General features: G+C 45.4%; 23 protein-coding genes and 1 pseudogene. 10 read left to right on the forward strand and 14 right to left on the reverse strand.

All coding sequences use genetic code 11. The features are described from left to right. Nucleotides 1–1,134 carry a PepSY-associated TM helix domain-containing protein gene (locus B3V56_RS09690; protein WP_289283632.1) on the forward strand — a complete coding sequence of 378 codons (1,134 nt, stop codon included), beginning with the start codon at nucleotides 1–3 and terminating at the stop codon, nucleotides 1,132–1,134. On the opposite strand, the gene B3V56_RS09695 is transcribed toward B3V56_RS09690, so the two are convergent. From B3V56_RS09695 to B3V56_RS09715, 5 genes are all read right to left on the reverse strand, one after another. Further along, on the reverse strand, nucleotides 1,131–1,880 hold the full coding sequence (locus B3V56_RS09695) for a cytochrome b/b6 domain-containing protein (protein ID WP_289283633.1): 750 nt from the start codon (nucleotides 1,878–1,880) through the stop codon (nucleotides 1,131–1,133). The genes B3V56_RS09690 and B3V56_RS09695 overlap by 4 nt on opposite strands. Nucleotides 1,881–1,894: 14 nt before the next feature. After that, nucleotides 1,895–2,320: a hemerythrin domain-containing protein gene (locus B3V56_RS09700; RefSeq protein ID WP_289283634.1), complete on the reverse strand. Its 426-nt coding sequence runs from the start codon at nucleotides 2,318–2,320 to the stop codon at nucleotides 1,895–1,897. Nucleotides 2,321–2,351: 31 nt separating this feature from the next. After that, nucleotides 2,352–3,203, reverse strand: coding sequence for a thymidylate synthase (locus B3V56_RS09705; protein WP_289283635.1), 852 nt, complete (start codon nucleotides 3,201–3,203; stop codon nucleotides 2,352–2,354). A 70-nt stretch (nucleotides 3,204–3,273) separates the two neighbouring features. Further along, on the reverse strand, nucleotides 3,274–4,200 hold the full coding sequence (locus B3V56_RS09710) for a sigma 54-interacting transcriptional regulator (protein WP_286303479.1): 927 nt from the start codon (nucleotides 4,198–4,200) through the stop codon (nucleotides 3,274–3,276). A gap of 5 nt (nucleotides 4,201–4,205) precedes the next feature. Continuing rightward, nucleotides 4,206–4,931, reverse strand: coding sequence for a sulfite exporter TauE/SafE family protein (locus tag B3V56_RS09715; protein ID WP_289283637.1), 726 nt, complete (start codon nucleotides 4,929–4,931; stop codon nucleotides 4,206–4,208). A gap of 159 nt (nucleotides 4,932–5,090) precedes the next feature. Between B3V56_RS09715 and B3V56_RS09720 the strand changes: the two genes are divergently transcribed. Beyond that, a complete protein-coding gene (locus B3V56_RS09720) occupies nucleotides 5,091–7,322 on the forward strand; it encodes a TonB-dependent receptor (RefSeq protein WP_289284218.1) in 2,232 nt (743 codons plus the stop codon). Nucleotides 7,323–7,381: 59 nt separating this feature from the next. Here the strand turns inward: B3V56_RS09720 and ppx are convergent, their stop codons facing one another. The 9 genes from ppx to B3V56_RS09765 all read right to left on the reverse strand — a co-directional run bounded on the left by ppx (nucleotide 7,382) and on the right by B3V56_RS09765 (nucleotide 19,637). After that, entirely contained in the window at nucleotides 7,382–8,920 is a 1,539-nt protein-coding gene (ppx, locus tag B3V56_RS09725) for an exopolyphosphatase (protein ID WP_286303475.1), read from the reverse strand. 103 nt (nucleotides 8,921–9,023) lie between these two features. After that, nucleotides 9,024–9,746: a phosphate signaling complex protein PhoU gene (phoU, locus tag B3V56_RS09730; protein WP_286303474.1), complete on the reverse strand. Its 723-nt coding sequence runs from the start codon at nucleotides 9,744–9,746 to the stop codon at nucleotides 9,024–9,026. A gap of 21 nt (nucleotides 9,747–9,767) precedes the next feature. Next, the gene (pstB, locus tag B3V56_RS09735) at nucleotides 9,768–10,610 is read right to left on the reverse strand and encodes a phosphate ABC transporter ATP-binding protein PstB (RefSeq protein ID WP_289283640.1); all 843 of its coding nucleotides are present in this window, start codon (nucleotides 10,608–10,610) and stop codon (nucleotides 9,768–9,770) included. 3 nt (nucleotides 10,611–10,613) lie between these two features. Continuing rightward, on the reverse strand, nucleotides 10,614–12,287 hold the full coding sequence (gene pstA, locus B3V56_RS09740) for a phosphate ABC transporter permease PstA (protein ID WP_289284219.1): 1,674 nt from the start codon (nucleotides 12,285–12,287) through the stop codon (nucleotides 10,614–10,616). An 11-nt stretch (nucleotides 12,288–12,298) separates the two neighbouring features. Continuing rightward, the gene (locus B3V56_RS09745; RefSeq protein ID WP_289281647.1) at nucleotides 12,299–14,569 is read right to left on the reverse strand and encodes an ABC transporter permease subunit; all 2,271 of its coding nucleotides are present in this window, start codon (nucleotides 14,567–14,569) and stop codon (nucleotides 12,299–12,301) included. A gap of 136 nt (nucleotides 14,570–14,705) precedes the next feature. Further along, on the reverse strand, nucleotides 14,706–15,662 hold the full coding sequence (locus tag B3V56_RS09750; protein ID WP_289281648.1) for a PstS family phosphate ABC transporter substrate-binding protein: 957 nt from the start codon (nucleotides 15,660–15,662) through the stop codon (nucleotides 14,706–14,708). 143 nt (nucleotides 15,663–15,805) lie between these two features. Further along, nucleotides 15,806–17,095: a phosphate regulon sensor histidine kinase PhoR gene (gene phoR / locus B3V56_RS09755; RefSeq protein WP_289281649.1), complete on the reverse strand. Its 1,290-nt coding sequence runs from the start codon at nucleotides 17,093–17,095 to the stop codon at nucleotides 15,806–15,808. A 12-nt stretch (nucleotides 17,096–17,107) separates the two neighbouring features. Beyond that, nucleotides 17,108–17,803, reverse strand: a complete 696-nt coding sequence (gene phoB, locus B3V56_RS09760; RefSeq protein ID WP_339608430.1) for a phosphate regulon transcriptional regulator PhoB — start codon at nucleotides 17,801–17,803, stop codon at nucleotides 17,108–17,110. A 187-nt stretch (nucleotides 17,804–17,990) separates the two neighbouring features. Then, nucleotides 17,991–19,637 (reverse strand): inorganic phosphate transporter, encoded by a 1,647-nt coding sequence (locus B3V56_RS09765; protein WP_289281651.1) that lies wholly within the window; start codon nucleotides 19,635–19,637, stop codon nucleotides 17,991–17,993. A gap of 140 nt (nucleotides 19,638–19,777) precedes the next feature. Between B3V56_RS09765 and dsbD the strand changes: the two genes are divergently transcribed. The 8 genes and pseudogenes from dsbD to purH all read left to right on the forward strand — a co-directional run. Further along, nucleotides 19,778–21,604, forward strand: a complete 1,827-nt coding sequence (dsbD, locus tag B3V56_RS09770) for a protein-disulfide reductase DsbD (RefSeq protein WP_289284220.1) — start codon at nucleotides 19,778–19,780, stop codon at nucleotides 21,602–21,604. Between the two features lie 133 nt (nucleotides 21,605–21,737). Then, entirely contained in the window at nucleotides 21,738–22,175 is a 438-nt protein-coding gene (gene aroQ, locus B3V56_RS09775; RefSeq protein WP_286303467.1) for a type II 3-dehydroquinate dehydratase, read from the forward strand. Nucleotides 22,176–22,197: 22 nt separating this feature from the next. After that, nucleotides 22,198–22,659: an acetyl-CoA carboxylase biotin carboxyl carrier protein gene (gene accB, locus B3V56_RS09780; RefSeq protein WP_286303466.1), complete on the forward strand. Its 462-nt coding sequence runs from the start codon at nucleotides 22,198–22,200 to the stop codon at nucleotides 22,657–22,659. Nucleotides 22,660–22,722: 63 nt separating this feature from the next. Next, nucleotides 22,723–24,063 (forward strand): acetyl-CoA carboxylase biotin carboxylase subunit, encoded by a 1,341-nt coding sequence (accC, locus tag B3V56_RS09785; protein ID WP_286303465.1) that lies wholly within the window; start codon nucleotides 22,723–22,725, stop codon nucleotides 24,061–24,063. Between the two features lie 5 nt (nucleotides 24,064–24,068). Continuing rightward, the gene (gene prmA / locus B3V56_RS09790; protein WP_289281654.1) at nucleotides 24,069–24,941 is read left to right on the forward strand and encodes a 50S ribosomal protein L11 methyltransferase; all 873 of its coding nucleotides are present in this window, start codon (nucleotides 24,069–24,071) and stop codon (nucleotides 24,939–24,941) included. Next, the gene (dusB, locus tag B3V56_RS09795; RefSeq protein WP_289281655.1) at nucleotides 24,931–25,938 is read left to right on the forward strand and encodes a tRNA dihydrouridine synthase DusB; all 1,008 of its coding nucleotides are present in this window, start codon (nucleotides 24,931–24,933) and stop codon (nucleotides 25,936–25,938) included. The genes prmA and dusB overlap by 11 nt, the downstream gene beginning before the upstream one ends. Then, complete coding sequence (fis, locus tag B3V56_RS09800) at nucleotides 25,935–26,225, forward strand: DNA-binding transcriptional regulator Fis (RefSeq protein ID WP_286303464.1); 291 nt, start codon at nucleotides 25,935–25,937, stop codon at nucleotides 26,223–26,225. Before dusB ends, fis begins: the two co-directional genes overlap by 4 nt. A gap of 32 nt (nucleotides 26,226–26,257) precedes the next feature. Next, nucleotides 26,258–26,925: pseudogene (purH, locus tag B3V56_RS09805) on the forward strand (bifunctional phosphoribosylaminoimidazolecarboxamide formyltransferase/IMP cyclohydrolase); the annotation flags it as partial.

Consider the following 26,925-nt stretch of genomic DNA (forward strand, 5'->3'; position numbering starts at 1 on the left):
ATGAGAAAAGCTCGACAGCTGTGGCTGGACATTCACACCTATCTTGGACTGAGTATCGGTTTATTACTGGTCTTATTAGGTCTAACAGGCAGTATTTTGGTGTTTTATCTGCAATTCGATATCTGGTTAAACCCAGATATCGAAGCGGTGTCGACAGCCCCTGTCCGTCAGCAACAAGCTGTCTTTGATCGGTTACATCAACAATTTCCAACACGAACGGATTCCTGGCGTATTGAACAACCATTGCATCCAGGCTGGCCCATCATGGCGCGTTATTACACACCAGTTGAAACTCGCGACTCGATGTTTGCGCCTTTAATGGTCACCCTTGATCCTGTCACACGAGACATCACCAGTGAACGATTCTGGGGCGAGTTTGCGATGACCTGGATCTACAATCTGCATTACACCCTGTTACTAGATAAAAACGGCAAAACCTTTATTGGCATCATCGGCCTGATTAGTCTGATATCACTCATTTCTGGCATGGTCCTATGGTGGCCAGGCTGGCTAAAATTACGCCAGGTGTTGGCTTGGCGTCTGCGCTCCAGCTATGCCAAAAAAGTGTTTGATCTCCATATTTTGTCAGGCAGTTATGGTTTTATTGTGCTGTTAATGCTGAGCTTAACGGGAGCGGCGTTGGCGCTACCCACACAAACACATGACATTATTCGCACCTTTTCACCATTAGCCTCAAGCCCCGATCTGACTCGTTCACTTCACGAAAAAGCGAACAAGCCTGTTATCTCAGCAGATGCCGCTGTAAAGTCAGCGTTTACAGTTTTCCCCGACGCTGAGTTACGCTGGGTAGAGTCGCCGGGTAGTCAAAAAAATAGTTGGCGCGTCGTTTTCTATCAACAAGGCGAACCCAGTCGTCGCTTCCCGAGAACTCAGGTTTGGGTGAATGCATACAATGGTCAGATTGTCGCCAGCCGTGATGGGTTGGCTGATAAAGCCGGAGATAAAATCCTGAATTGGTTACACCCTTTACATAACGGTGAAGTCTTTGGACTGACTGGGCGGATTATTGTCTTTATCAGTGGCTTTGTGCCGTTAATATTATTTGTTACTGGCTTATTACGCTGGCAGCAAAAGCGGCGCGCCAAACAACGCACCGCTTCTCGTCATATCTAATCCTCGTCCCAATCTACTGGCGTGTCTTTAAAGACTTTTTTGCCCGTGAACATCGCAGAAACCAGACCATTACGTTCCCGAAGCTCGCTATATACGACGCCCAGAATATGTAAGATGATGGCCAGGCTCAGTAACCAGAATACGATTTCATGTATTTCTTTGAAGGGTGAACGGAATTCTCGCATTTGTTGATAAGCGGCCTCATTAACACCATCTTTTGAATAGGGCTCGACCAAAGTTTCAGTCTGTGGACTCTCTGCTACCCAGGCCTTAAAACTCTCTCCAAATGGCGGCATATAGACATCAGTGCCACCCAGTACCAAACCGGTTACCGCCTGGGTCGTTAATAAGATAAATAATAAGGTCACCATCAATCGTGCCAGAGGATTATGTCCTGCAAACCCCACCGGCTTACCCTCGTTGATGCTCTCCAGGTATATTTGCCGCTGTTGTTTATACTTTTTCCCTACTGGCAAAATGGCTGCCCAACGACTAAACCGGTTCCCGATAAACGTCCAAAACAAACGCACAGCTAAATTAATTACAAACACATAACCAATATAGACATGCCACGTCTTTAACAGAATTTTGCCATCTGTGCTTACACCAAGGGCTTTACTGTTCAAGATAGCGACCCCGATTGCAATCAATGCAATCACCGACAATACATTTATCCAATGAAACCAACGGACCATGCGATCCCATACCGGGTATTCCGTTAATGTTCTAGCCATTTGTTTTTTCATTTCTCTCTCTCTTCTTATTTATCGACACGACAATATTCACCGCTCCAGTCATGGAGATAGGGTGTGATCGTTTTATGCTCTTCGAGATGGTTTTTCCACCAATTTTTTAGAAAAATAAGGACTTGCTCTGGCTGCTTTTGCTGTTTAGCGTGATGACACTCAACCTTAAATTCAGTGATCAGATTATCCATAGCTTGTTGATAGTTTTTGAGTTCTGGATATTCCGTTGAATTTAATATGCCCTCTTCTGTTTTATAATGAAACAGGATATAACTTATCAAAAGCTTAACAGTGGGTAATAAGGACTCAAACTCCAGCTCTTGCTGTAGAAAATAATGTAATGAATTGATAGTGGCTAGAATGGCACGATGCTGCTCATCAATAATAGGCACCTGCTGACTGAACTCATCTTGCCATACGAGCAACAATGGTCTGTTCATGCCCATCTCCTAAGCCTATTTCACAGCTATTTTAAACTGAAAACGGATATTTAATAGCCTCATGATAGCGGTAGTCTTTTACCTCAAAATCATCCAAGGTCACCCACGTTTCCAGATCCTTTAATGATCGAATCTCAGGGTTAATGTGTAAGCTGGGCGAAGGGTAAGGCTCACGTTTTAATTGCACATCACGCATTAACTCCAGCTGATCTTCATAGATGTGAGCATTCACAATCTTATGATAAGCCTTGCCCGGCTTGAGACCAGAAATCTGCGCCATAATTTTGAGTAAAAAGAACACTTGCACCTGATTAAAATTTAACCCTAGCGGCACATCACAAGAACGCTGGTAAGAGGTTAAATACAGCGTATCACCTAAAACAGAAAAGGTATGGGTATGCATGCACGGTCTGAGACACCCCATATCAAACTCACCCGGATTATAAAAGGTCAGGATTTCACCTCGATCATCAATACCGCGTTTCAGATCATCCGCGATCTTTTGTAACTGATCTAAGGTCGAGCCATCAGGCTTTTGCCAGCGACGGCCCTGAACGCCATAAACCCGCCCCATATCATCTTCACCTTTGCGGTGAGGATTATTTAGCCAGTCTTTATTATCGTTGGCATTAGCATCCCATGTACGACATCCAATGGCACGGAAGTCTGCTGCATTATCATAGCCGCGCAGGTATCCCAGCATTTCTGCAATAGCCGCTTTCCAGTAACTTTTTCGGGTAGTGATGAGTGGAAATTGGTTATTAGCGACATCATATTCCAGGTCAGCATTAATGATGGTCAGACAACGCTTACCTGTCCGCTCATTTTCCACCCACTCGCCTTCGTCAATAATACGTTGGCATAAATCCAGATACTGTCTCACTCAGAAGGCTCCAATTCTCACTGCAAATTGCTGATGATTTTGGCATTGCTTGTTCCGACAAACAACCTCATTAAGGCGACAGGTTATATTTTTGCATCCGATATAACAGGGTATCGCGACTTATTCCTAGTAAACGGGCCGCTTTAGAACGATTTCCAGCCGCCATCTCAAGCGCTTGTTCAATTAAATCCAGTTCCACTTTGGCGAGATCAATGCCGCTGGGCGGTAATTGAAACTGATGCTGTTGTATAGTCACTTCAGGGCGCATCTCTCTGGGTAAATCACCCGGCTGTAATAGCTCGCCAGCATGCAATAAGGCAAGACGCTGACACAGGTTTTGTAGCTCTCTGATATTACCAGGCCAGTGATAATGTAAAAAACTTTGTTCGGCTTCTTTCGATAAACGCACCACAGCATTATTACCCGCATAAGCTTTCAGGTAATGCTTCATCAGCAGAGGAATATCTTCCGAACGCTCACGTAAGGCAGGTAATTCAATCGGTACCACCTGTAAACGATAAAACAAGTCAGCCCGGAACCTGCCCGCCTTCACTTCAGCTGGCAAATCGGCACTGGTCGCGGCGAGTATACGCACGTCAGCGACGTGCAAACGATGGCTTCCCTGTAACTGACACTCACCGGCTTCCAGAAAACGTAAGACTTTTGCCTGAACTGATAGTGGCAATGCATCTACTTCATCAAGAAAAACGGTACCGCCCTCTGCTGCCAGCAAACGACCACGAAACGTGACTTCACCTTGTTCATTACTGCGACCAAACAAATCCAGCTCAATATCTTCTGTAGGTAGCGCAGCACAATTGATGGTCACAAGCGCATTATCTTTACGACGACTTTGCTCATGCAGACTCAAGGCGATTAACTCTTTACCGGTGCCTGTTTCACCACTGATTAACACACTGGCATCACTTAGAGCAATCATGGGTAATGTACGCAAGATGTGAGTTAAATCAGGCGATTGGCCTAAAATTTCATTCATTACGCTTACCCCTGCATCTGATGTTGATGGTCAGGCATGGCATGGTGTTCATGTAAACTTTCCATTGGCCAGAAAAGCGTCGCAACTGCCATCAAAATGATCAGTAAACCTGCCGTTTTACGTAAGTTTGCTGAACGTCCTAAGGCAGCTAACATACCGGTAAATAATCCAGCGCCCATCACCGCGGGCAATGTGCCAGCCCCAAATGCCAACATGACCAAGCCCCCTTTCACCGGATCACCTGCTGTTGCCGCTACAGCTAATGCCGCGTAGACCAGACCACATGGTAGCCAGCCCCAGACCATGCCGAGGAAAAATGCTTGACTGACTTTGCGTACAGGCAATAGCTTTTGACCTATTGGTTGTAACCTGCGCCATAAGGGCGCCCCCATACGCTCAGCACGGGCAAACTTAGGAAACCATCCGGCCAGATACAAGCCCATTGAAATCATGACAATGACAGATAGCACTCTCAGAACCCAGTGTGCATTGATTTGTGTCAGAGGTGAGCTCAATAAGCCGACGATCAGACCTGCAAAGCTGTAGCTCAGGATTCGACCAAGGTTATAGTTAAATACGAACGGTAACATTCGCCTCTGACTCTCTCTGACCTCTTTAGGCAAACTCAACGTTAATGCGCCAATCACCGAACCACACATCGCAATACAATGAACGGTGCTGAATAACCCGAGTAAAAAAGCCGTGATATAGGAACTAGTGATGGCCGCCATGCTTACAAATGTCTCTTAAATTTTTGATTCATTTTCACATTATCACGTCGTTTTCGCATTAAATTGTGTCATTTCACACACCGCACATTGAAAAACCACACTTTTTAACGGGTATAAATTCATACAATTTCAAGTTGAGTTGTCTGAGAGAGAAGATAAATGAAACGTACCAGCCTGTCACTTAGCATTATGCTGAGTTTTGTCCTACCCTCGATTGCCTATGCTGAGCATAGCCATGATGTTGAAGAACTAGAAAAAGTCACCGTTTCTGGGCAAGCTATTCACCCCTTACCTCAAGAGAGCGCAGGGCTTGATCTGGAAGCACTTAAATCAAAACGTGCTCAGTCAAGTGATACGGCCTCACTACTGAAAGGTATTCCCGGCGTATCACTCTATGGTGCTGGGGGTGTATCAAGTCTGCCGGTGATTCGTGGTTTAGCAGATGACAGGCTTCGCATTAAAGTGGATGGCATGGACCTAATCTCGGCCTGTGCTAACCACATGAATCCCCCCCTTTCCTATATTTCACCCACCAATGTATCTGAGTTAAAAGTCTATTCAGGCATCACTCCTGTCAGTGCTGGTGGTGATAGTATTGGCGGCACCATCATTGCGAAAAGCAAACAACCGGAGTTTGCTAAAGATGCTGACAGTGTTTTGTCAAAAGGAGAAATTGGCGCCTTCTACCGTAGTAACGGTGACGCACGGGGTGCTAACTTGTCAGCCACTTTGGCGACGGATAATTTTAGTCTGAACTATACTGGCTCAACCAGCAAAGCCAATAATTACGATGCGGCGAATAACTTCAAGGCCGCTGGACCGGCAGCCTCAGATAGAGGTTGGTTGGACGGTGATGAAGTCGGCTCAACCGCTTATGAAACACGTAACCATGCTTTGAACCTTGGTTTTAAACTCGATAATCACTTATTACAAGTCAAACTCGCACATCAGGATATCCCATACCAAGGTTTCCCTAATCAACGTATGGATATGCTGGAAAACCGCAGTAATAGTATCAATTTCATATATAACGGCTTATTCGACTGGGGCACATTCGAGACGTCTCTTTATAGAGAAAAAACCCATCACAAAATGGATTTCGGTGATGATAAGCAATTTTTATATCCATCAATGGCAGGGCCGGCATTTGGTATGCCCATGGAAACGGAAGGTGATAATCGCGGCTTGAGTGTTAAAGCTGAGATCAATGCTAATGAGCGTGATCTTTACCGAATTGGTGCTGATATCCAACGTTACCGTCTCGATGACTACTGGGAAGCTTCAGGTGGCATGATGATGTCGCCAAACACATTTATCAATATTAACAATGGTCAACGTGATCGTTATGGTGTCTTTGCTGAATGGGAAGCGGACTGGACATCAAAATGGACAACATTAGCAGGCATACGTCATGAAACAGTGAAAATGGATGCCGACGATGTACAAGGTTATAACTCGACAAATTATGACCCTACTGCTTTCAACAATGCAGATAGAAGCCAAACTGACAACAATATCGATCTGACATTGATAGGCCGCTTAACCCCATCTGATAACGCCAGTTATGAATTTGGTTATGCACAGAAAACACGTTCTCCGAATCTTTACGAGCGTTACGCCTGGTCAACCAACGGTATGGCAATGCGTATGGTGAATTTAGCCGGTGATGGCAATGGTTATGTCGGTAATGTAGACCTGGATCCCGAAGTCGCACATACCATTAGTTTCACAGCGGACTGGCATGATGCTGAGAAGCAAGACTGGAATATCACTTTCACGCCCTACATTAGCTATGTGGACGATTTTATCGATGCTAGACGCTGTAGCGGTCAAACAGGGATGATGGCTGTATGTACAGCATCTAATCTGAGCACTAGCGATGACTTCGTTTACCTGCAGTATGACAACGTCTCGGCGAAGTTATATGGCGCTGATTTATCTCTAGCTAAACATCTTTATCACGATGATAAGGTTGGCCATATCAGCGGGCAAGCGGTGTTCAGTTATGTCAGGGGTAAAAACCGGGATACCGGTGATAACCTCTATAACATCATGCCTCTCAATGCGACATTCATACTGCAGCATGCAAAAGGCGCTTGGCATAACACGGCTGAATGGCAAGTGGTTGCCGCTAAGGATCGTGTGAATGATGAACGTAATGAGCAAGAAACATCTGGTTATGGCTTATTAAATCTGCACACCAGCTACCAATGGAAGCAAGCTCGTGTTGATTTTGGTATCGATAATGTTCTGGATAAGGGCTACAGCGAACCTTTATCAGGTGCTTATACTGGCCAAGGTATGACGATGTCAGGTTCGGGGGTACCTTGGGGCGTGACTGTTCCAGGTATGGGCCGCTCGTTCTATACAGCACTTAGTTACTCTTTTTAATAGCTAGGCTATATAAGGCGTCTCTGAACTCATTAAGCAGAGACGCCTTTTTACTCAAATCAAGCTATCACACTTAATTTCAGATCAACCTTTCTAAGCTGTTCCACTTCATGCTCTAAATCCGCTTCTGTGAGTGGATGCTCTTTCAACCAGCCATCAGGCAAGACCAGCTCCATTTTTTTACCATCCAGCTTTAATTTAATATAAGTATCAGCTCGCTCGGATCGACCACGATTAAACACCATCGCCAAACGCAACAACACCGTTAAACGTTGCGTAGTCAGTTGCATTTCATCCGGTAATTTATTGATATGTTTCTTCGGGAACGAGCGGCGCTGTCCTCTTACCATCACGGATAAAGCATGTTGCTCTTCACGAGAGAAGCCGGGTAAATCAGAATGTTCAACCAGGTAGGCCGAATGCTTATGAAACTGATTGTGAGAGATGGCTAAGCCGACTTCATGTAATTTGCAGGCCCATTGTAGGCGGTGCAATAACTCATCATGATCCAGTTCCCAGTCATGGGCGACTTGTTCATAAAGCTGTGTTGCCATGACCGCAACGCGTTCTGCATGGGCTTCATCGACATGATAACGTCGCATCAATGCCAACACCGTGCGGTCACGCTCATCATCATGCTGAATACGACCGAGCAAGTCATATAATAGCCCTTCTCTGAGAGCGCCATCCGATACGATCATTTTTTCAATACCAAGCCGCTCAAAAGCTGCAGCCAACACACATAAGCCGCCGGCAATCACATTATTTCGTTCTTCTGATAATCCTTGTAATTTCGCCTCTTCAACACTGCCAGCTTCGATAAGATGATTCACCATCTTTTCCAAAGCCTTGGATGTAATGATGCCATCGTCCGCCCAGCCTTGTTCCTTACAAATATTAGCGACTGTGCGAATCGTACCGGATGCACCAATCGCTTCTTGCCAACCTGCTTGACGATAAGGGCGCTGAATGTAGCGAATGCGTCTCGCTGCCGCGAGCATGGCATGCTGCATTTGCGTTGCTGTGGTTTTGCCATCAGCAAAAAACTTTTGTGAAAAGCTGACACAGCCCATTTCCAGACTTTCTCGCATCAGGCCTTTAAACCCATCACCGATAATAAACTCTGTGCTTCCTCCACCAATATCCATCACTAAGCGGCGACTATCATCAAAAGCCAGCGAATGAGCCACGCCAAGATAAATCAGACGCGCTTCTTCTTCACCGGTGATAATTTCAATAGGATGACCTAATGCGAGACGTGCCTGACGTAAAAAGCGGCGTGAATTGTGAGCAATACGAAGCGTATTGGTACCCACGACCCTGACACTGCCATAGGGCAGGTCTCTAATGCGTTCACCAAAGCGTTCTAAACAAGCGATGGCACGTTCCTGTGCCTCGAGCGAAAGGTAATGATGTTTATCCAGTCCAGCACGAAGCTGAACCATCTCCCGCAATCTATCCACCACCTGAAAGTGACCATCACGCATTCGGGCAATGATCATATGAAAGCTGTTGGAGCCCAGATCAACGGCCGCCAGCACATCTTGATTTGTTTCTTGCATAGCACCTGTCAGTTCATTTTTAGGTTTATTCTGCACTAGCTGATTGCTGGTGGACAATGTTAAATCGTTTTTTTCATAAAAAAAGCCCGGTCTCAAATGCAGCCGGGCCTTTTGAAAAAGCGATAAGAACCATCGATTTTTATTCAATAACTTGGCCTTTAATCACTTGTTCGGCTTTTTCAATACTTAAGTGACGCACATCCTTACCTTCTACCAAATAAATGATGTGTTCACAGATGTTATTCGCGTGATCGCCAATGCGTTCCAACGAGCGCGCAGACCACATCATATCAATGACCCGCGTCACGGCACGATTATCTTCCATCATATAGGTCATGAGCTGACGAAGAATGGCTTCATATTCTGCATCGACTTCACGGTCTTCTTTGGCTACACGAAGCGCCATATCGACATCAAATCGCGCAAAGGCATCTAATGCATCACGCAGCATGCCACGCACATGGTTACCCATCGCTTGCAGTTCGCGGTAGTTATGCTTCGGGCGATCCTTTTCAGACAGATTCAGTGCCATTTTGGCAATACGTACAGACTCATCCCCAATACGTTCTAAATCGGTAATAGTTTTCAATATGCCTGATACCAGGCGTAAATCCCCTGCCGTTGGCTGACGAAGTGCAATAATCTGAATGCACTCTTCATCAATGCTCACTTCCATTAAATTGACGTCTTCGTCATTGGCAATCACTTCACGAGCGATATCGGCATCACCTTTAATTAATGCTTCCATTGCACTATGAACTTGCTGCTCGACTAGACCGCCCATCGCTAACACGCGAGAACGGATATCCTGTAACTCATTCTCGAACTGTTGCGAAATATGTTGGGAAGTAGTTGTAACCATGTCTTCTCTCCTCAGCGCCGATTAACCATAACGGCCGGTAATATAATCTTCTGTTTGTTTTTTACTTGGGTTGGTAAAGAGCTCATCCGTGGCACCAAACTCAATTAATTCGCCCATATACATAAATGCGGTGTAATCTGAAACACGTGCTGCCTGTTGCATATTATGGGTCACGATCACAATCGTATACTTCTCCTTGAGCTCGTATATTAATTCTTCGATCTTCAAGGTGGAGAGAGGATCCAGTGCCGACGCAGGTTCGTCCAATAATAAAACCTCGGGCTCAATGGCAATCGCGCGGGCTATAACCAGACGTTGTTGCTGACCACCAGACATGCCCATTGCTGACTCATGCAGACGATCTTTGACTTCGTCCCAAAGCGCCGCCCCTTTTAATGATTTTTCGACCACCTTATCCAGGGTAGAACGATCATTTACGCCTTGCAGTCTGAGGCCATACGCCACATTTTCATAAATCGATTTAGGAAATGGATTGGGTTTTTGAAACACCATACCGACCTGACGGCGCAAATCTGCCACATTCACTGAGGGTGAATTAATTTCCATATTATCCAGTAATAACTGCCCCTCCATCCGTACAGATTCAATCAAGTCATTCATACGGTTAAAACAGCGTAACAAGGTAGACTTACCACAACCACTTGGTCCGATAAACGCGGTGACACGGTTCTTTGGAATCTGCATATTGATGTTATGCAATGCCTGCTTATCACCATAAAACAGATTGAAATCTTTCACTTCCAGGCACAGTGTTTCATTGTCCAAGGTCACACGAGGACCGCGTTGCATCGATTCAATATCAATACCTCGTGATACGTTTTTCTGCTCTTTCACTGCTTCCATCGTTTAACTCTCACTTGCTTTATAAGTTTCTCGCAGACGATTGCGAATGCCAATCGCTGCCAGGTTCAGCACAACAATTATCAGTACCAATAAAAAGGCTGTGGCATACACCAACGGTCTGGCGGCCTCAACGTTAGGGCTTTGGAAACCCACATCGTAAATATGGAACCCCAAATGCATGAACTGACGATCTAAATGCAGGTAGGGCGCAATATTATCAATCGCTAATGACGGCGCCAGTTTGACTACGCCCACCATCATTAATGGTGCCACTTCACCTGCTGCTCGCGCTACGGCTAAAATCAATCCGGTCATCATGGCTGGTGCAGCCATAGGTAATACCGTTCGCCATAAGGTCTCAGCTTTGGTCGCACCGAGTGCCAGACTGCCCTCACGAATCGCTCTTGGAATACGTGACAAGCCTTCTTCTGTCGCCACAATCACCACCGGTACAGTCAAGATGGCTAAAGTCAGCGACGCCCATAATAAGCCAGGCGAGCCAAATGTGGGTGAAGGCAGTTTTGCCTGGAAGAAAAGCTCATCCACGCTGCCACCGATAAAATAGACAAAAAAGCCTAAACCGAATACACCGTAAACAATGGACGGCACGCCGGCGAGATTATTCACAGCAATACGAATGAGTCGAACCACTGCGCCCTGTCTGGCATATTCCTTCAGATAAACAGCGGCAACGACGCCAAACGGTGTGACTAATACCGACATAATCATCACCATCATGACGGTGCCAAAAATAGCCGGAAAAATACCGCCTTCTGTATTGGCCTCACGAGGTTCACCAGACACAAACTCCCAAGCATTGTGGAAATATTGTCCCAATTTTTGTAGTGTTGTCATGGCGTTGGGTTTATAGGCCTGAACAATTTTTGCCATGGGAATGTCCGCTTCACGACCATCAGCAATCCTGACAGTAATCTGATCCCGGTTCAGTCCTGAATAGAGTTCATCCAGCTCCACACGGATTTTTGCATAGCGTGCATTGAGCTGTTGGCGCTCTTCTTCTATCTCTAAATAAGGCGCGCTACCTTTTTCAACCTCATTCAGTTCCAGACGTCGTTCATCAATCCGTAGCTCTTCAAGACCATGATTGATTTTGCCAATCTCCGATTTTTCAATCTCTTTTATCTTGCTAAATAAAGCATTGCTGCGTGCCAGTCGGGTCTGAAACTCATCCCACGCTTGTTCCCCCTCCGCGACCACTTCACCTTGCTGCTTCACATTCACGAGGTAGCCATAGAAATTACCCCACTCGCGGCGTTCTATCGACATCAGTCCCGCAGGTTTTTGTGTATCAGCTATCCAGGGATCGTTAATCCAGCGAAAGTCGAGCCCAAAAAAGTCACGGTTGCCGATTTTTAATAAAGTACGGTTAGCGGTTTCCTGGCCTTCGGGTAAATGCACACCAGATAGTGCTAACCGCGCTGCCGGCACAGTTTCATGATCAACCCGCTCCCCTATCAGCATGACTTTTTTTTCACCGGGTTCCACATAAGTCAGCTCAACAATATCTGCAGGCCAGAAATGACTTAATCCACGCACGGCGATAAGGCCAATTAACCCCACTACCATGAGCAGACTGATACTGACAGCACCGGCGTTTAACCAGACCCAGGGCTTACCGCTATCAAACCAGATTTTCATTGAAGAACGTTGTTTCATTCTATTTCCTACTACAGCGAACTGTATTTATTACGTAAACGCTGACGCACAATTTCAGCAACGGTATTAAGAATAAACGTTGCTAAAAACAACACTAATGCCGCCAGGAACAGAACCCGGTAATGCGAGCTGGCGACTTCTGCTTCGGGCATTTCTACAGCAATATTGGCTGATAACGCTCTGAAACCCTCGAAAATATTAAAGTCCATAATCGGTGTGTTACCGGTGGCCATCAACACAATCATGGTTTCACCTACAGCACGCCCCAGACCGATCATCACCGCTGAGAAAATACCAGGGCTGGCGGTCAGCAGCACCACACGCGTCATGGTTTGCCATGGCGTTGCACCCAACGCTAAAGAACCAATGGTCAGATGTTTCGGCACGCCAAAAATAGCGTCTTCTGTAATCGAAAAGATGGTTGGAATCACTGCAAACCCCATCACGAGGCCCACTACTAATGAATTTCGTTGGTCATAATCAATGCCCATCTCATTCAGGAACTGCGGCATATTGCCATCAAATAACCACAATTCAATTGCGCCACTCGATGCCATCGAGACATACCCCACCAGCAGCACGATAGGAATTAAGATCGCAGGCTCCCAACCATCCGGGATACGCTCACGCCAGCGCTTGGGAAGTTTCGTCCAGCCCCAGGCAGTGAGAATAATCATGACGGGCAACATAAACAGTAACGTAAAGACACCCGGTAATTGATCTTCAACCAATGGTGCCAACCAGAGCCCCGCCAAAAACCCTAAAATAACGGTTGGCAATGCCTCCATAATTTCAATGGTAGGTTTCACAAAGCTGCGCATCCGGGGCGACATGAAATAGGCAGTGAAAATAGCGCCCATGATAGCGAGAGGCACTGCCACCAGCATCGCGTAGAAAGCAGCCTTAATGGTGCCAAAGGTTAACGGCGTTAAACTGAATTTAGGTTCGAAGTCATTACTGGCCGAAGAGGATTGCCAAATATATTCTGGTTTATCACGGCTTTCATACCAGACTTTCTCCCATAAGGAATGCCATGAGATATCAGGGTGTTCGTTATCAATATCCAGCAACCTGACATCACCTTTATCAGTGAAGCTGATAAGCCCATTGGCCCGTGGTGATAAAGCAATAACGGCATTATTATCGACGTATGGTTCAACCAATAGCGTGCGATGAGCCGTGGTGTGGTAAATGCCTAAGTGACCGCTTTCATCCAGCGTGACAAAACCTTTTCGGGCCTGTTCCGGTGCGATGGCAATAATCGGACTGTTTTGTTCAGCAAAACTCCGAACATTGTGTAAGGTGTAGTTATTGTCTTTATCCCTGACAGGAAACCATTGATCAATCTGACCGTCACTACGTCCTATCAATACTGAAATGCCACCTGTCAGAAATTCAAAGCTAGTAATATCAACCCCGGTCGGTACGGCTTTGATTTTCTGAATCAGTCGAGGCTTATCCAGGTTTTGTACGTCGTAGTAATAAACAAACCCTTTATCATCCACCAAGTAAAGTTCACGCTGATCTATATCGAGCTTAACGTTAGTCAACTGACTAGCGCCTTCTACGACAAGCTCGTGCTTTTTCTCCATGATAGTGAACTGTGTGTCATCAAGAAAATTAGCTTCTTTTTCGAAACGTTTTAAAACTAAGCGTTTGTCTTCAGTGTAAGCTGCAAAAGTCGTTTTATCTTCGTAACTCTGAACGGAAAGTAAATCAATTGCCTGACCTTGATCATCTATGAGGAGATGTTTTTCACCGAGCGGAAAAGTGATTTCAGGCACAATCACTCGCTGGGTTCCGGTTGGATACGTGACCTTATAACGCTCTTTGAACACTAAAGCATGGCCATCAGCAAAGCCATAACTAAACACTCCGGTAGTGGCTGCACCAGCACTGACACTACTGATTGCTTTTCCTTGCAGAGGTAAGGTGACCTCGTTCATCGTATTGCCGTTTTGTGCTTCAAAAAAACGGACACCACCATCATCATTAACTGCCATGGCGACTGTGTTGTATTCATTCAAAGATAAAAACACGGGCGGCTTAGTATCGCTGTGATAGGTGGCTTCGGTGTTGAGGCTAGCACCTTGGAATAACGGCATCACAACATAAAGTAGATAGAAGAAAATCAGCACAATAGCGAGGATGACCGAAATACCACCTACCGCCACGCCATATTTAGCTACGCGGTCTTTGGTTTCACGCCAGGCACGGCGGCGCTTTGCTACTTTGGAGCCAGGCGCTGGTAATACACTATTCTCGACGGTTTGTTCTTGCATCTAGCCATACCACTTAAGTTTATTTTTTGCTTTCTTCATTGCTAAACATACTGATTTGGAGTGTATTTAGCGATAAATTTAGAAAAAACGCCCCGTAAAAACGGGGCGCTTCTCTCGTCTTAGCAAATGCTTGTTTTTATTGCAGCTTTTGCAATTCTTTTTCAACAACAGCATCTGGAAGTGGAATATAGCCATCTTTGACGACCACTTTTTGACCCACTTTAGACAGAATCATTTTAACGAATTCACGATCAATCGGCGCTAATGGTTTGTTAGGCGCTTTATTGATGTAAACATACAGGTAACGTGAAAGCGGGTATGAACCATTCGCTGCGTTATCTAATGTAGCCGGAATCATTTCACCGCCTTCTTTTTTCGCTAATGCCAATGCTTTAACGCCAGACGTTTTATAACCGATACCAGAGTAACCGATACCGTTCAGTGATTTAGTCACGCCTTGAACAACAGAAGCCGAACCTGGTTGTTCATTCACACTGTTTTTGTAGTCACCTTTACAAAGGGCGTGATCTTTAAAGTAACCGTAAGTACCAGAAACTGAGTTACGACCATATAGCTGAATATTACCTAAATCCTGACCTAACTGACTCCAGTTAGTGATGTCTTCTGAATAACCACATGTACGTGTTGCAGAGAAAATCGCATCCACTTGTGGAATAGTCAGACCATCGATTGGGTTATCTTTGTGTACATACACAGCAAGCGCGTCAATAGCCACACGAATTGGCGTTGCTTTATAACCATATTTTGCTTCAAAAGCCGCGTCTTCTTTGTCTTTCATTTTGCGGCTCATTGGACCAAAGTTAGATGTGCCTTCAGTCAATGCAGGAGGCGCAGTTGAAGAGCCCGCAGCCTGAATTTGAATACTGACATTTGGATATTCACGTTTGAACTCTTCAGCCCACATGGTCATCAGATTCGCTAACGTGTCTGAACCAACACTCGACAAGCTGCCTGAAATACCACTCACTTTTTCATAGTCAGGTAAAGCAGGATCGACATCGCCCGCAAATGTCAGCGGCGAGAAAGCCATTGTCATTGCAGCACCTAGCAGAGCAAGGTTTTTCTTGAACATAGTGTTCAACTCCCAAAGATTAAAAGAAAAAAAGCAACGTTATTAACGTAAGCGCTAGGTAGTATGAGTTTTTCGTGTGACAAGCATATGAAAGTAATATGACAACCATGTTACAACAGCAATTTTGTTTACTTGCCAGACACTTAGACCGGAATTTTCTCCACTGCAGATGTTTCAGGAAAACAGCACTTAAAACTGCTGCCCTTACCTAGCTCGCTGTTGATGATGAGCTTGGCACCGTGCCGCTGAAGCACATGTTTTACTATGGCAAGCCCAAGTCCTGTGCCACCGGCGTCACTACTTCTACCTTTATCAACACGATAGAATCGTTCTGTTAATCGCTCCAGATGATGCGCAGCAATCCCTTCACCTTCATCAGTTACTTCAATGCACACACCATTGTCAGTTTCACGCCAACTCAGCGCCACTAAGCATCCTGCTGGCGTGTATTTCACAGCATTGAAGACCAGATTTGATACTGCGCTGCGTACTTCACCTAAATCACACACAAGCCATTTATCAGTTTCTAGGTTAAGGCTAAATTGATGGTCATGAAAGTGCTCCAATGCTTTGGCATCTTCGATAATTGAATGCAGTAATTTTTCAACATCCGTTGGCACTCTGCGTAAGGACTTCTCCCCTGTTTCCAGTTGCGACAGTACCAATAAATCTTTGATCATCATATGCATGCGCTCACTCTGCTGGCGCATAGCAGGGAGGGCCATCTTCCACTGTTCTGGGTCAGTGTCTTCAGTGAATGCTTCCAAATATCCACGTAATACCGTTAACGGGGTTTTTAGTTCATGCGATACATTGGCAACAAAGTCACGCCGCATTCGCTGTAGCTTGATGGTTTGCGTGATATCACGAGCAATCAATAATCGGCCTGATCCCATGTAGTTGACTAATTTCACCTCTAGTTGAATATCTTCATTTAGGGGTGATTTGACTGTTGCTGTGCCGCCCAGATGAATATGATTTTCCAGAAGCTGTTGAAAAGCAGGCTCGCGAATCAGATTATTAATCCTGACATGATTATCGCGCGGCCAGCGCACACCCAACAATTCCCGGGCGGCCTGATTAGCCCAATCCACCTCGCCATACTCTCCCAACACAACAATACCATCTGGTAAGGCAGCGGTAGCCGACTGAAACCGCTTGAGGTAGTCGGTCATTTTTTTCTTACGATTGCTGTTTTGTTGGCGCATTTGTTCTATTTGACGACACACATCATCAATGACGCCTTCCGCGCTGGGGGAGCGCCGCTTTTTAGGTTTTTGCAACCAATACCAGAGCTTGTACCAATTATGTTGCAGCCACAAAGCATAAGCCAAAGAGGCCACAAACATAAAAGCCATCATTTGACCAAACAAAAGTCCAACAAAACCTGCCAGACTGACAAGCGTTAGCAGTCGCCAATTATCCCATTGCATGATTCAGGTCGCTTAATCGACTGAAAAACGATAGCCAACACCTCTGACAGTCTGGATAAACTGGTCATGCCCCGTTGGTTCCAGCGCTTTACGTAACCGGCGAATATGGACATCGACTGTGCGTTCTTCAATGTATACCGTATCGCCCCAAACGTAATCGAGTAACTGTGATCGGCCATACGCGCGTTCAGGGTTTTTCATAAAAAAGTGCAGTAAACGAAACTCAGTTGGGCCTAACTCAACACGCACATCATCTACCGTCACCCGGTGACTTTTTGTATCCAGTACCAAATTCGCAAACTGTAACTTCTGAGCATCTTCATTTTCAGGTGGCAGGCAACGACGCAAGACCGCTTTGATGCGAGCAATCAACTCAGGGGGAGAAAAAGGTTTGTTGACGTAATCATCAGCCCCTACCGCCAGGCCTTTGACCATATCTTCACTTTCACCTTTAGCGGTAAGCATAATGACTGGAATATTCGCCAGGAACTCATTTGCACGCAATCGACGAATAAATTCTATGCCATCAATGCCGGGTAACATCCAATCCAATAAAATCATGTCCGGTTGATCATTTTTTAAGACATCCAGACCTGACTCGGCATCACCTACTGAGACACAACTTAGACCTGCTTGCTTAAGGGTAAACGACAACATATCTCTGATGGCAGCATCATCTTCAACCACTAATACGCTTGTAGCCATAATATTCGTCCAACTATTTGCTTCGATAATTAATAACTATCTTACCGCTGAATTATGACATTTTAGTAACAAGCGTGATTTTTATTGTCATAACAACGGATTAAACCCATCAAAAAACAAAAAAAGCCACAGATTCTTAACAGAAGCTGTGGCTATATGACAGTTTTATGTCAGAACATACATCCCTGTTTTAATTCATAATTCCTTTGATCATATAAAATAATGACGCCGATAAAACAGCTGCCGCTGGCACCGTAATTAACCAAGCTGTAATAATTTTTCTGACAATGTCACGTTTGACATATAAGCTTTTCTTTTCTTTCTTCAGCACTTTCTTCGCTTTTTTCAGCGTATCTTTTTCACGATCAATCGAGCTGTATAACTGCGTAATGCGCTGGTAGTCTGCGGCTGATTTTTGTTTTTTATCCAAAAGCATATTGAGCTCGCTACGTAAGGCACTCAATAAACGCTTCTCTTCCTGTATTTCTTGTTTATCTCGCTCAATTTCCTGCTTTAAACTACTCGATTTGTCCATCCATTCTCGTAAAAAACCGACCCCAAACACACCACCAATAGCAATATGTGTAGAGCTGACCGGTAAGCCAAGCTGGCTGGCAATAATCACTGTGATGGCAGCAGCCATGGCGATTGAAAAGGCACGCATTTGATCGAGCTCAGTGATTTCGCCGCCTACTGTGCGAATCAATCTCGGGCCATAGAGTCCCAAGCCAAGTGCAATACCAAAAGCACCTACGGCCATTACCCAAAAAGGTATACCGGCTTTAGCATTAATGCCTCCTGTCATTACGGCATCATGGATAGCCGCAAGCGGGCCAATCGCATTCGCAACGTCATTCGCACCATGCGCAAAGCTCAATAAGGCTGCGGCAAAAATCAGCGGAATAGTAAACAGGATATTGATGCTTTCACGATCATTGTTTAATTTCGGCAAACGACGGCGCAACGAGGCTTTGACTAGAAAAAATGAAATAATCGCCACAATCAAGCCGATGGTTGATGCTTGCAGCATAGTTGGTTTGTCAACGATTTCTACGGTGAAGAACCAGTCATTGATTAGGGTTAAGAATTTCGGCCATATATGCTTCAGCCCTTTTAACACCAAATACGTCACAAAAGCCCATGCCATTATCGAGACATAAACGGGCACCCATTTCAGTGATGCAGCTATTTTATTATCTTGAAAAATAATGGTTTTTTTGATGGCAAATAAGAAGGCAGCAGCAACGACACCACCGATCACAGGGGATATGATCCACGATCCTACAATGGCGCCCATCGTGCCCCAGTTCACTATCTCAAATCCAGCGGCAGCAATACCTGCCCCCATTACCCCACCGACAATGGAGTGTGTGGTGGAGACTGGCGCCCGAGCAAAAGTCGCCATATTCAACCAAAGTGCAGCCGCTAATAAGGCTGCCATCATGGCCCAGATAAAGGTGTCACTCTGCTGACCAAACTTATCGATATCGATGATGCCGTTTTTAATCGTAGAAACCACATCGCCACCAGCGATGATGGCACCACTTGCCTCGAAGATCATCGCGATAATGATAGCGCCGCTCATCGTCAATGCTTTGGAACCGACCGCAGGGCCCACATTATTGGCTACGTCATTAGCACCAATATTCATGGCCATATAGGCGCCAAAAACAGTGGCTATCGCCAGAAAAAGATTATTAGGCACACCACCACTGGTGATGAAGCTATACCCTAATACGGCCACCATAAAAAAAAGGGCCATGCCGATTCTGGTTAATTCGCCATGACTCTTTTTATAAGCCTGTTTTTCAATTTTATGGATGTCTTTGATTTCCACGATGATTCCGTTTTTAACGACCCAAAACGGCGCAATTATTACAGCAATGTGACACAAGGCATACCCCAAACAAGACTGATGTAACTATTGCCTGCTATGATTGTCTAGTTATACAACCTTCTGACAAGCATTTGAGACTGATGAAAAAATTTTTATTTTTTATACTTCTGTTAACTGTTTTTAATGCACATGCGCGCAGCAGCCTTTTTGATGGTCTAGGTTTAAGTAACAACGACGATGTACCACCGCTTGTAGAAGAGGCGTTTCAATTTCGAGCAGAAGTGAATGATGCCAATAGTATTCTGGTGCATTGGAAGGTGCTGGAGGGTAACTACCTATATCGCGATAAACTACAGTTTGATGTCATCGGCAATGACAAGATAAAGCTTGGCAACATCCGTTTTCCTGCAGGAGAAAACAAACAGGATGAGACCTTTGGTCTGGTCGAAGTTTACCATCACGACGTATCCCTCGTTATTCCGATAAAGCAACGACCTGAGGAAGCCGTGACCTTCACCTTGAAGGCCCATTTCCAGGGATGCTCTGAAAAATTTGGCATCTGTTATCCGCCTTCAGAGCAACAAATTGACCTGGCTTTACCCGCCATAAGTGGCGCTGTAGAACAAGATATTCAAGGTATCAACCCGCCTGCTGCCAGCCAACTTACCGAGCAAGACCGTATCGCTCAAAAACTCGAGCAGGAAAATCTGGGGCAAATCATCCTTGGTTTTATCGGTCTGGGTCTGCTACTGGCATTTACACCCTGCATTTTCCCAATGATCCCAATCTTATCCAGCATCATTGTCGGTGAGGGAGAGCATATCACTACACGCAGAGCCTTCACCTTATCATTAGTGTATGTGTTGGCCATGTCTGTCACTTATACAATCGCTGGTGTCGTGACAGGCTTGTTGGGTGAAAATTTACAAGCGATGTTCCAAAACCCATGGATTATCAGCGCCTTTAGTGCGCTATTTGTTGTCCTCGCTTTATCCATGTTTGGTTTATACGAACTGCAACTTCCTCACTCAGTACAGCATCGCTTACATCAACTTAGTCACAAACAACAAGGTGGCAAATTGATGGGCGTGGCTGTAATGGGCTTATTGTCGGGCTTGATTGTTGGTCCCTGCCTGGCTCCGCCATTAGCCGGTACCTTAATTTTTATCGGACAGCATGCTGATCCTGTTCTCGGGGGTCTCGCCTTGTTCTCGCTCAGTATCGGCATGGGTATACCACTTCTGATTATCGGTACTTCTGCTGGTAAGCTCTTACCCAAAGCCGGTAACTGGATGCTCTTTATCAAATCAATTTTTGGTGTACTGCTGCTCGGTTTAGCTATCTGGATGCTGGAACGGATCATTCCCGGCTGGCTGACCATGAGCTTATGGGGAGGCTTATTGATCGTTTCAGCTGTCTATCTTGGTGCATTTAACCGACTTGATATCGATGCAACAGATTTCAACAAGCTTAATAAAGGACTGGGCTTAATACTCTTTATATATGGCACATTACTTATGGTAGGCGGTGCAAGTGGTAGTCAAAACGTTTGGCAACCTCTTCACGGCATAGTCAGTAGCTCAGGCAAATCAGCAGAAACTCAGCACCTTGCTTTTACTCAAATTGCTGATCTCGACGAGCTTAACCAACGTCTCGCATCCACAACACAACCCATAATGCTGGACTTTTATGCTGACTGGTGTACGGAATGCAAAACCATGGAAAGAACAACATTCCAAGATCCTGACGTGCTTGCAGCAATGAAAGGCTACACATTACTGCAACTGGATATGACAGAAAATACACAAGTGCATCAAGAAATGCTCAAAGCACTGCGTGTGTTTGGACCTCCCACCATGCTGTTTTTCGATAAAACAGGCCAAGAACTGTCACAACACCGACTTGTTGGCTTTGTGAAAGCCGACACCTTTTTAGACCATATTCGCCAAATGGCGAGTCAACCATAGAAATGCTCAGAAAGCCGTCTTTTCGGCGAAAATAGCAACAAAAAGCCGCTTTTTATTTCGACAAACTGGACATCATCAGTCTGCTGGTGCACAATTCCGCCTATTATCTTTGACCCTTAATTGAAGGATCGTAATGGCGAATATTGTTGTGCTTAACGGCCCCAATCTCAATCTGCTTGGGACACGCGAGCCCGAACATTATGGTGCAGATACGCTGGCCGATGTTCACCAACGCCTGGATGTCATCGCAAAAACAGCTTCACATCAACTCGATTTTTTTCAATCCAATGCAGAACACGAACTGATTAATAAAATTCATGCAGTTCAAGGGAAGGCTGACTTTATCATCATTAATCCAGCGGCATTCACACACACCAGCGTGGCTTTACGTGATGCATTATCTGCGGTCAAAATTCCTTTCATCGAAGTACACATTTCTAATATTCACGCGCGCGAGACATTCCGCCATCACTCCTACCTGTCAGATATAGCAGTCGGTGTGATTTGCGGGCTCGGCACTCAAGGCTATGAATTAGCTTTGGCTGCCGCAATCAAACAACTAAACTCATAACGACTAAATATAAGGTTTTAGCATGGACATTCGTAAAATTAAAAAACTGATTGATTTGATTCAGGAATCTGACGTATCTGAAATTGAAATTTCAGAAGGTGAAGAGTCTGTACGCATTAGTCGTAATCAACATTCAGCTGCTATTTCTTACAGCACGCCAGCACCGACACACTATGCCGCTCCGGCTCCCGCACCAGCAGCACCAGCAGCCGCGCCAGCTGTTGCAGAAACAAGCAGCGCTGTAAATGAAGCCAATGCCGTGCGTTCACCTATGGTCGGTACGTTTTATCGCTCATCTTCGCCGGAAGCTGCGCCTTTTGTTGAAGTCGGACAATCCGTTTCGGCTGGCGATGTCATCTGCATTATTGAAGCGATGAAAATGTTCAATCAAATCGAAGCTGATCGCAGTGGCACAGTAAAAGCTATTCTGGTTGAAAATGGTGATCCTGTTGAGTTTGATGAGCCACTAGTCATTATCGAATAACAGTAACGCGGGCTATTCGTTAAATAGCTATTGCTCACTCTGAATTGTGGATTAAACCAAATTATGATCGATAAAATTGTTATTGCTAACCGAGGCGAGATCGCCTTGCGTATTTTGCGGGCCTGTTGGGAACTCGGTATTAAAACAGTGGCGGTTCACTCAACTGTTGACCGTGACTTAAAACACGTTTTACTGGCAGATGAAACAGTATGTATTGGCCCTGCCCCGTCAAATGAAAGCTACCTGAACATTCCAGCTTTAATTAGTGCTGCAGAAATCACTGATGCCACCGCTATCCATCCAGGTTATGGCTTCTTATCTGAAAATGCTGACTTTGCAGAGCGTGTTGAAGAAAGCGGCTTTATTTTTATTGGTCCACGTGCTGAAACTATCCGTTTAATGGGCGATAAAGTGTCAGCAATCAAAGCCATGAAAGAAGCTGGCGTGCCTTGTGTACCAGGCTCTGATGGTCCGCTTGGCAATGACGATGAAACCAACTTACGTCTGGCTCGTGAAATAGGCTATCCCATCATAATCAAAGCCGCTGGCGGTGGCGGTGGTCGCGGTATGCGTGAAGTTCACAGCGAAGCACATTTACTTAACGCCATTGCATTAACTCGTAGTGAAGCGAAAGCGGCCTTTGGTAATGGTATGGTTTATATGGAGAAATTCCTGGAAAACCCTCGCCATATTGAATTTCAGGTACTTGCCGATCAACATGGTAATGCTATCCACTTAGGTGAACGTGACTGCTCAATGCAACGTCGCCATCAAAAAGTGGTCGAGGAAGCACCTGCTCCTGGTATCACCCCAGAAATGCGTGACCGCATGGGTAAGATCTGTGCGGAAGCCTGTGTACGTATTGGTTACCGTGGTGCAGGTACCTTTGAGTTTCTCTACCAGGATGGTGAATTCTATTTCATCGAGATGAATACCCGCATCCAGGTAGAACATCCGGTCACTGAACGCGTAACGGATGTTGACTTACTGGTACAGCAAATCCGTATTGCGGCAGGTGAACCACTCTCTATTAAACAAGAAGACATTGTCATGCGCGGTCATGCCATTGAATGTCGTATCAATGCGGAAGATCCTCGTACATTTATGCCTAGCCCGGGACAAATAACCTCGTATCATGCACCAGGCGGTGCCGGCATCCGTATGGATTCTCATATTTACAGTGGTTATCGTGTTCCACCTAATTATGACTCGCTGATTGGTAAAATGATCGCCTATGGTAAAACGCGTGATATCGCGATTGCCCGTATGCAAACAGCGTTAAAAGAAATTGGTATTGAAGGTATTAAAACCAACGTTGAATTACAACGTGACATCATGGATGACACCCACTTCCAAACGGGTGGTACCAATATTCATTACCTCGAAAAGAAACTGGGTCTGTAATCACTATGGCCTGGATTCAGTTTATTTGTAACACCACATCAGACAAGGCAGATGCCTTGTCTGATGCATTTTCAGAGTGTGGTGCAGTCGCTGTCACATTTGAAGATGATGCGGATCAACCTATCTATGAACCGGATCTAGGTACGACACCACTGTGGACAGCCACTCGGATTGTGGCGTTATTTGACGCTGAAACGAATCCAGATGACGTCGACAATATGTTATCAACACTGATAACCGATCCGCCGTCTTATCGGGTAGAAGCTGTTGAAGACAAAGACTGGGAAAGAGAGTGGATGGATAACTTTCATCCTATCCAGTTTGGCGAGCGTTTGTGGATATGTCCTAGCTGGCATACACCACCCGCACCTGATGCGGTCAATATTATGCTCGATCCAGGTTTGGCGTTCGGTACCGGTACACACCCCACTACCGCTTTATGTTTGAACTGGTTAGATCAGGCCGAGCTTAAAGGTAAATACGTCATCGATTATGGTTGTGGCAGTGGCATTTTAGCGATTGCAGCAGCTCTGCTGGGTGCTGAACGAGTCATTGGTGTCGATACCGATCCTCAGGCGCTTGAAGCGACACGCGCTAATGCGGCGCGAAATGGCGTCGAAATCGAAGCCTATTTACCTGGCGATTGTCCGAATGAACCGTGTGATTTATTGCTGGCCAACATTCTTGCTGGTCCATTGCAAACCCTGGCACCACTGTTTGCTAACCTCGCCAAGCCCAATACAGAGCTTGTCTTATCAGGCATCTTACAAGTACAAGCAGAGGAAGTATCTGAAAGCTATCAAGCCTGGTTTGATATGCAGCCAGCAGTTGTCAAAGAAGATTGGATTCGATTAAACGGCACACGTCATGCTCGGTAAAAACATCGCCATCGGGGCATATCACTTACCTAATAATCTATTTCTGGCACCCATGGCAGGTGTAACAGATCGTCCCTTCCGCCAGCTTTGTCGTCGCTTGGGTGCTGGCATGGCTGTATCAGAAATGATCACGGCTAACAAAGCCTTGTGGGCCAGTAAAAAATCCTTATTAAGAGCAAACCATGCTGGTGAGCCTGAACCCCGAAGCGTACAGATTGCTGGTGCCGATCCGGTCATGATGGCTGAAGCAGCAAAGCACAATGTGGATCAGGGTGCGCATATTATCGACATCAATATGGGGTGTCCTGCAAAAAAAGTCTGTAATGTCATGGCGGGCTCGGCCTTGTTACAAGATGAATCCCTCGTTGCCAACATTCTTGAGTCAGTAGTGAATGCCGTAGATGTCCCTGTCACACTAAAAATTCGCACTGGCTGGGACAGAGATAACCGCAATGGATTAACCATTGCTCGAATTGCGGAACAATCAGGCATACAAGCCTTAGCCATTCACGGCAGAACACGGGCTGATGCCTACAAAGGCGAAGCCGAATACGACACCATTGCAGAAATAAAAGCCTCGATCACTTCAATACCCATTATTGCCAATGGCGATATAGATTCCCCACTTAAAGCCGCTGAAGTACTCAATAAAACAGGTGTTGATGGTTTAATGATTGGTCGGGCGGCACAGGGTAACCCATGGATTTTTAGACAAATTCTCCATTACCTTGAGCATAACAAACTGTTATCATCTCCTTCTCTTGCAGAGATTCGTCAGATCTTGATTGAGCATCTAGAAAACCTGTACGATTTTTATGGTGATTATTCAGGTGTGAGAATGGCACGCAAACATATTGCTTGGTATAGCAAAGGTTTACGTAATGGAAATGCCTTCCGTCAGGAAATGAATTTACTCGAATCGCCGCAGCAACAAGTAGACTTTACACGTCAGTTTTTTGATCAACTACAAGAACAACAGGATATACAAGCCGCATGACTCAACCGCTAGCCAAAGATAAAACAACATGCGCAGAGCTAGCTGTCGCGGCTGAGCAGACAACGGCGCCACTTAGTGTGTGTGTATCACGTGCTCTGGCCGATTATTTTGAGCAACTCGAAGGCCATCCTGCGGCCAATTTGTATGAAATGTTAATGACGGAAGTCGAAGTGCCTCTGCTTAAAGCAACACTAGAACATACCAATGGTAACCAAAGCCGTGCAGCGGAAATTCTCGGTATTAACCGTGGCACATTACGTAAAAAACTCAAGCAATACGGCTTATAAATCGATTTTTTATCTCCTGGAAGTGATTTTCAATGAATCAAATCAAACGTGCTTTATTGAGCGTATCTGACAAAACAGGTGTGCTTGAACTTGCCCAGCAATTAAACAAGTTAGGTGTAGAACTGCTATCTACTGGCGGTACAGCAAAATTATTAGCTGAAGCAGGTCTGCCTGTAAAAGAAGTGTCATCACATACTGGCTTTCCTGAAATGATGGATGGCCGCATCAAAACATTACACCCTAAAATTCATGGGGGATTACTCGGTCGTCGTGGCAAAGATGATGCCATCATGACAGAGCATGATATCGCGCCGATTGATCTGGTTGTGGTCAATCTTTATCCGTTTGAAGCCACCATTGCGCGTGATGACTGTACCTTACCGATGGCCATTGAAAATATCGATATCGGTGGCCCAACCATGTTACGTGCAGCCGCTAAAAACCATGCTGATGTGACAGTATTGATTGATCCTGCAGATTACGCCAACGTTGTGGCACAAATCGAAACCAATGGTGGAGTAGATGATGCCACCCGTTTCGATTTAGCGGTGAAAACATTCGAACACACAGCCCATTATGATGGTGCTATCGCTAACTATCTGGGTAAATTAACGGGTGATGAAAAAGCCACTTTCTCACGCACATTTAATAGCCAGTTCGTGAAAAAACAAGATATGCGTTACGGTGAAAACCCGCATCA

Source organism: Methylophaga sp. UBA2513 (assembly GCF_002341285.1).
In the GTDB taxonomy this organism is placed as follows: domain Bacteria; phylum Pseudomonadota; class Gammaproteobacteria; order Nitrosococcales; family Methylophagaceae; genus Methylophaga; species Methylophaga marina.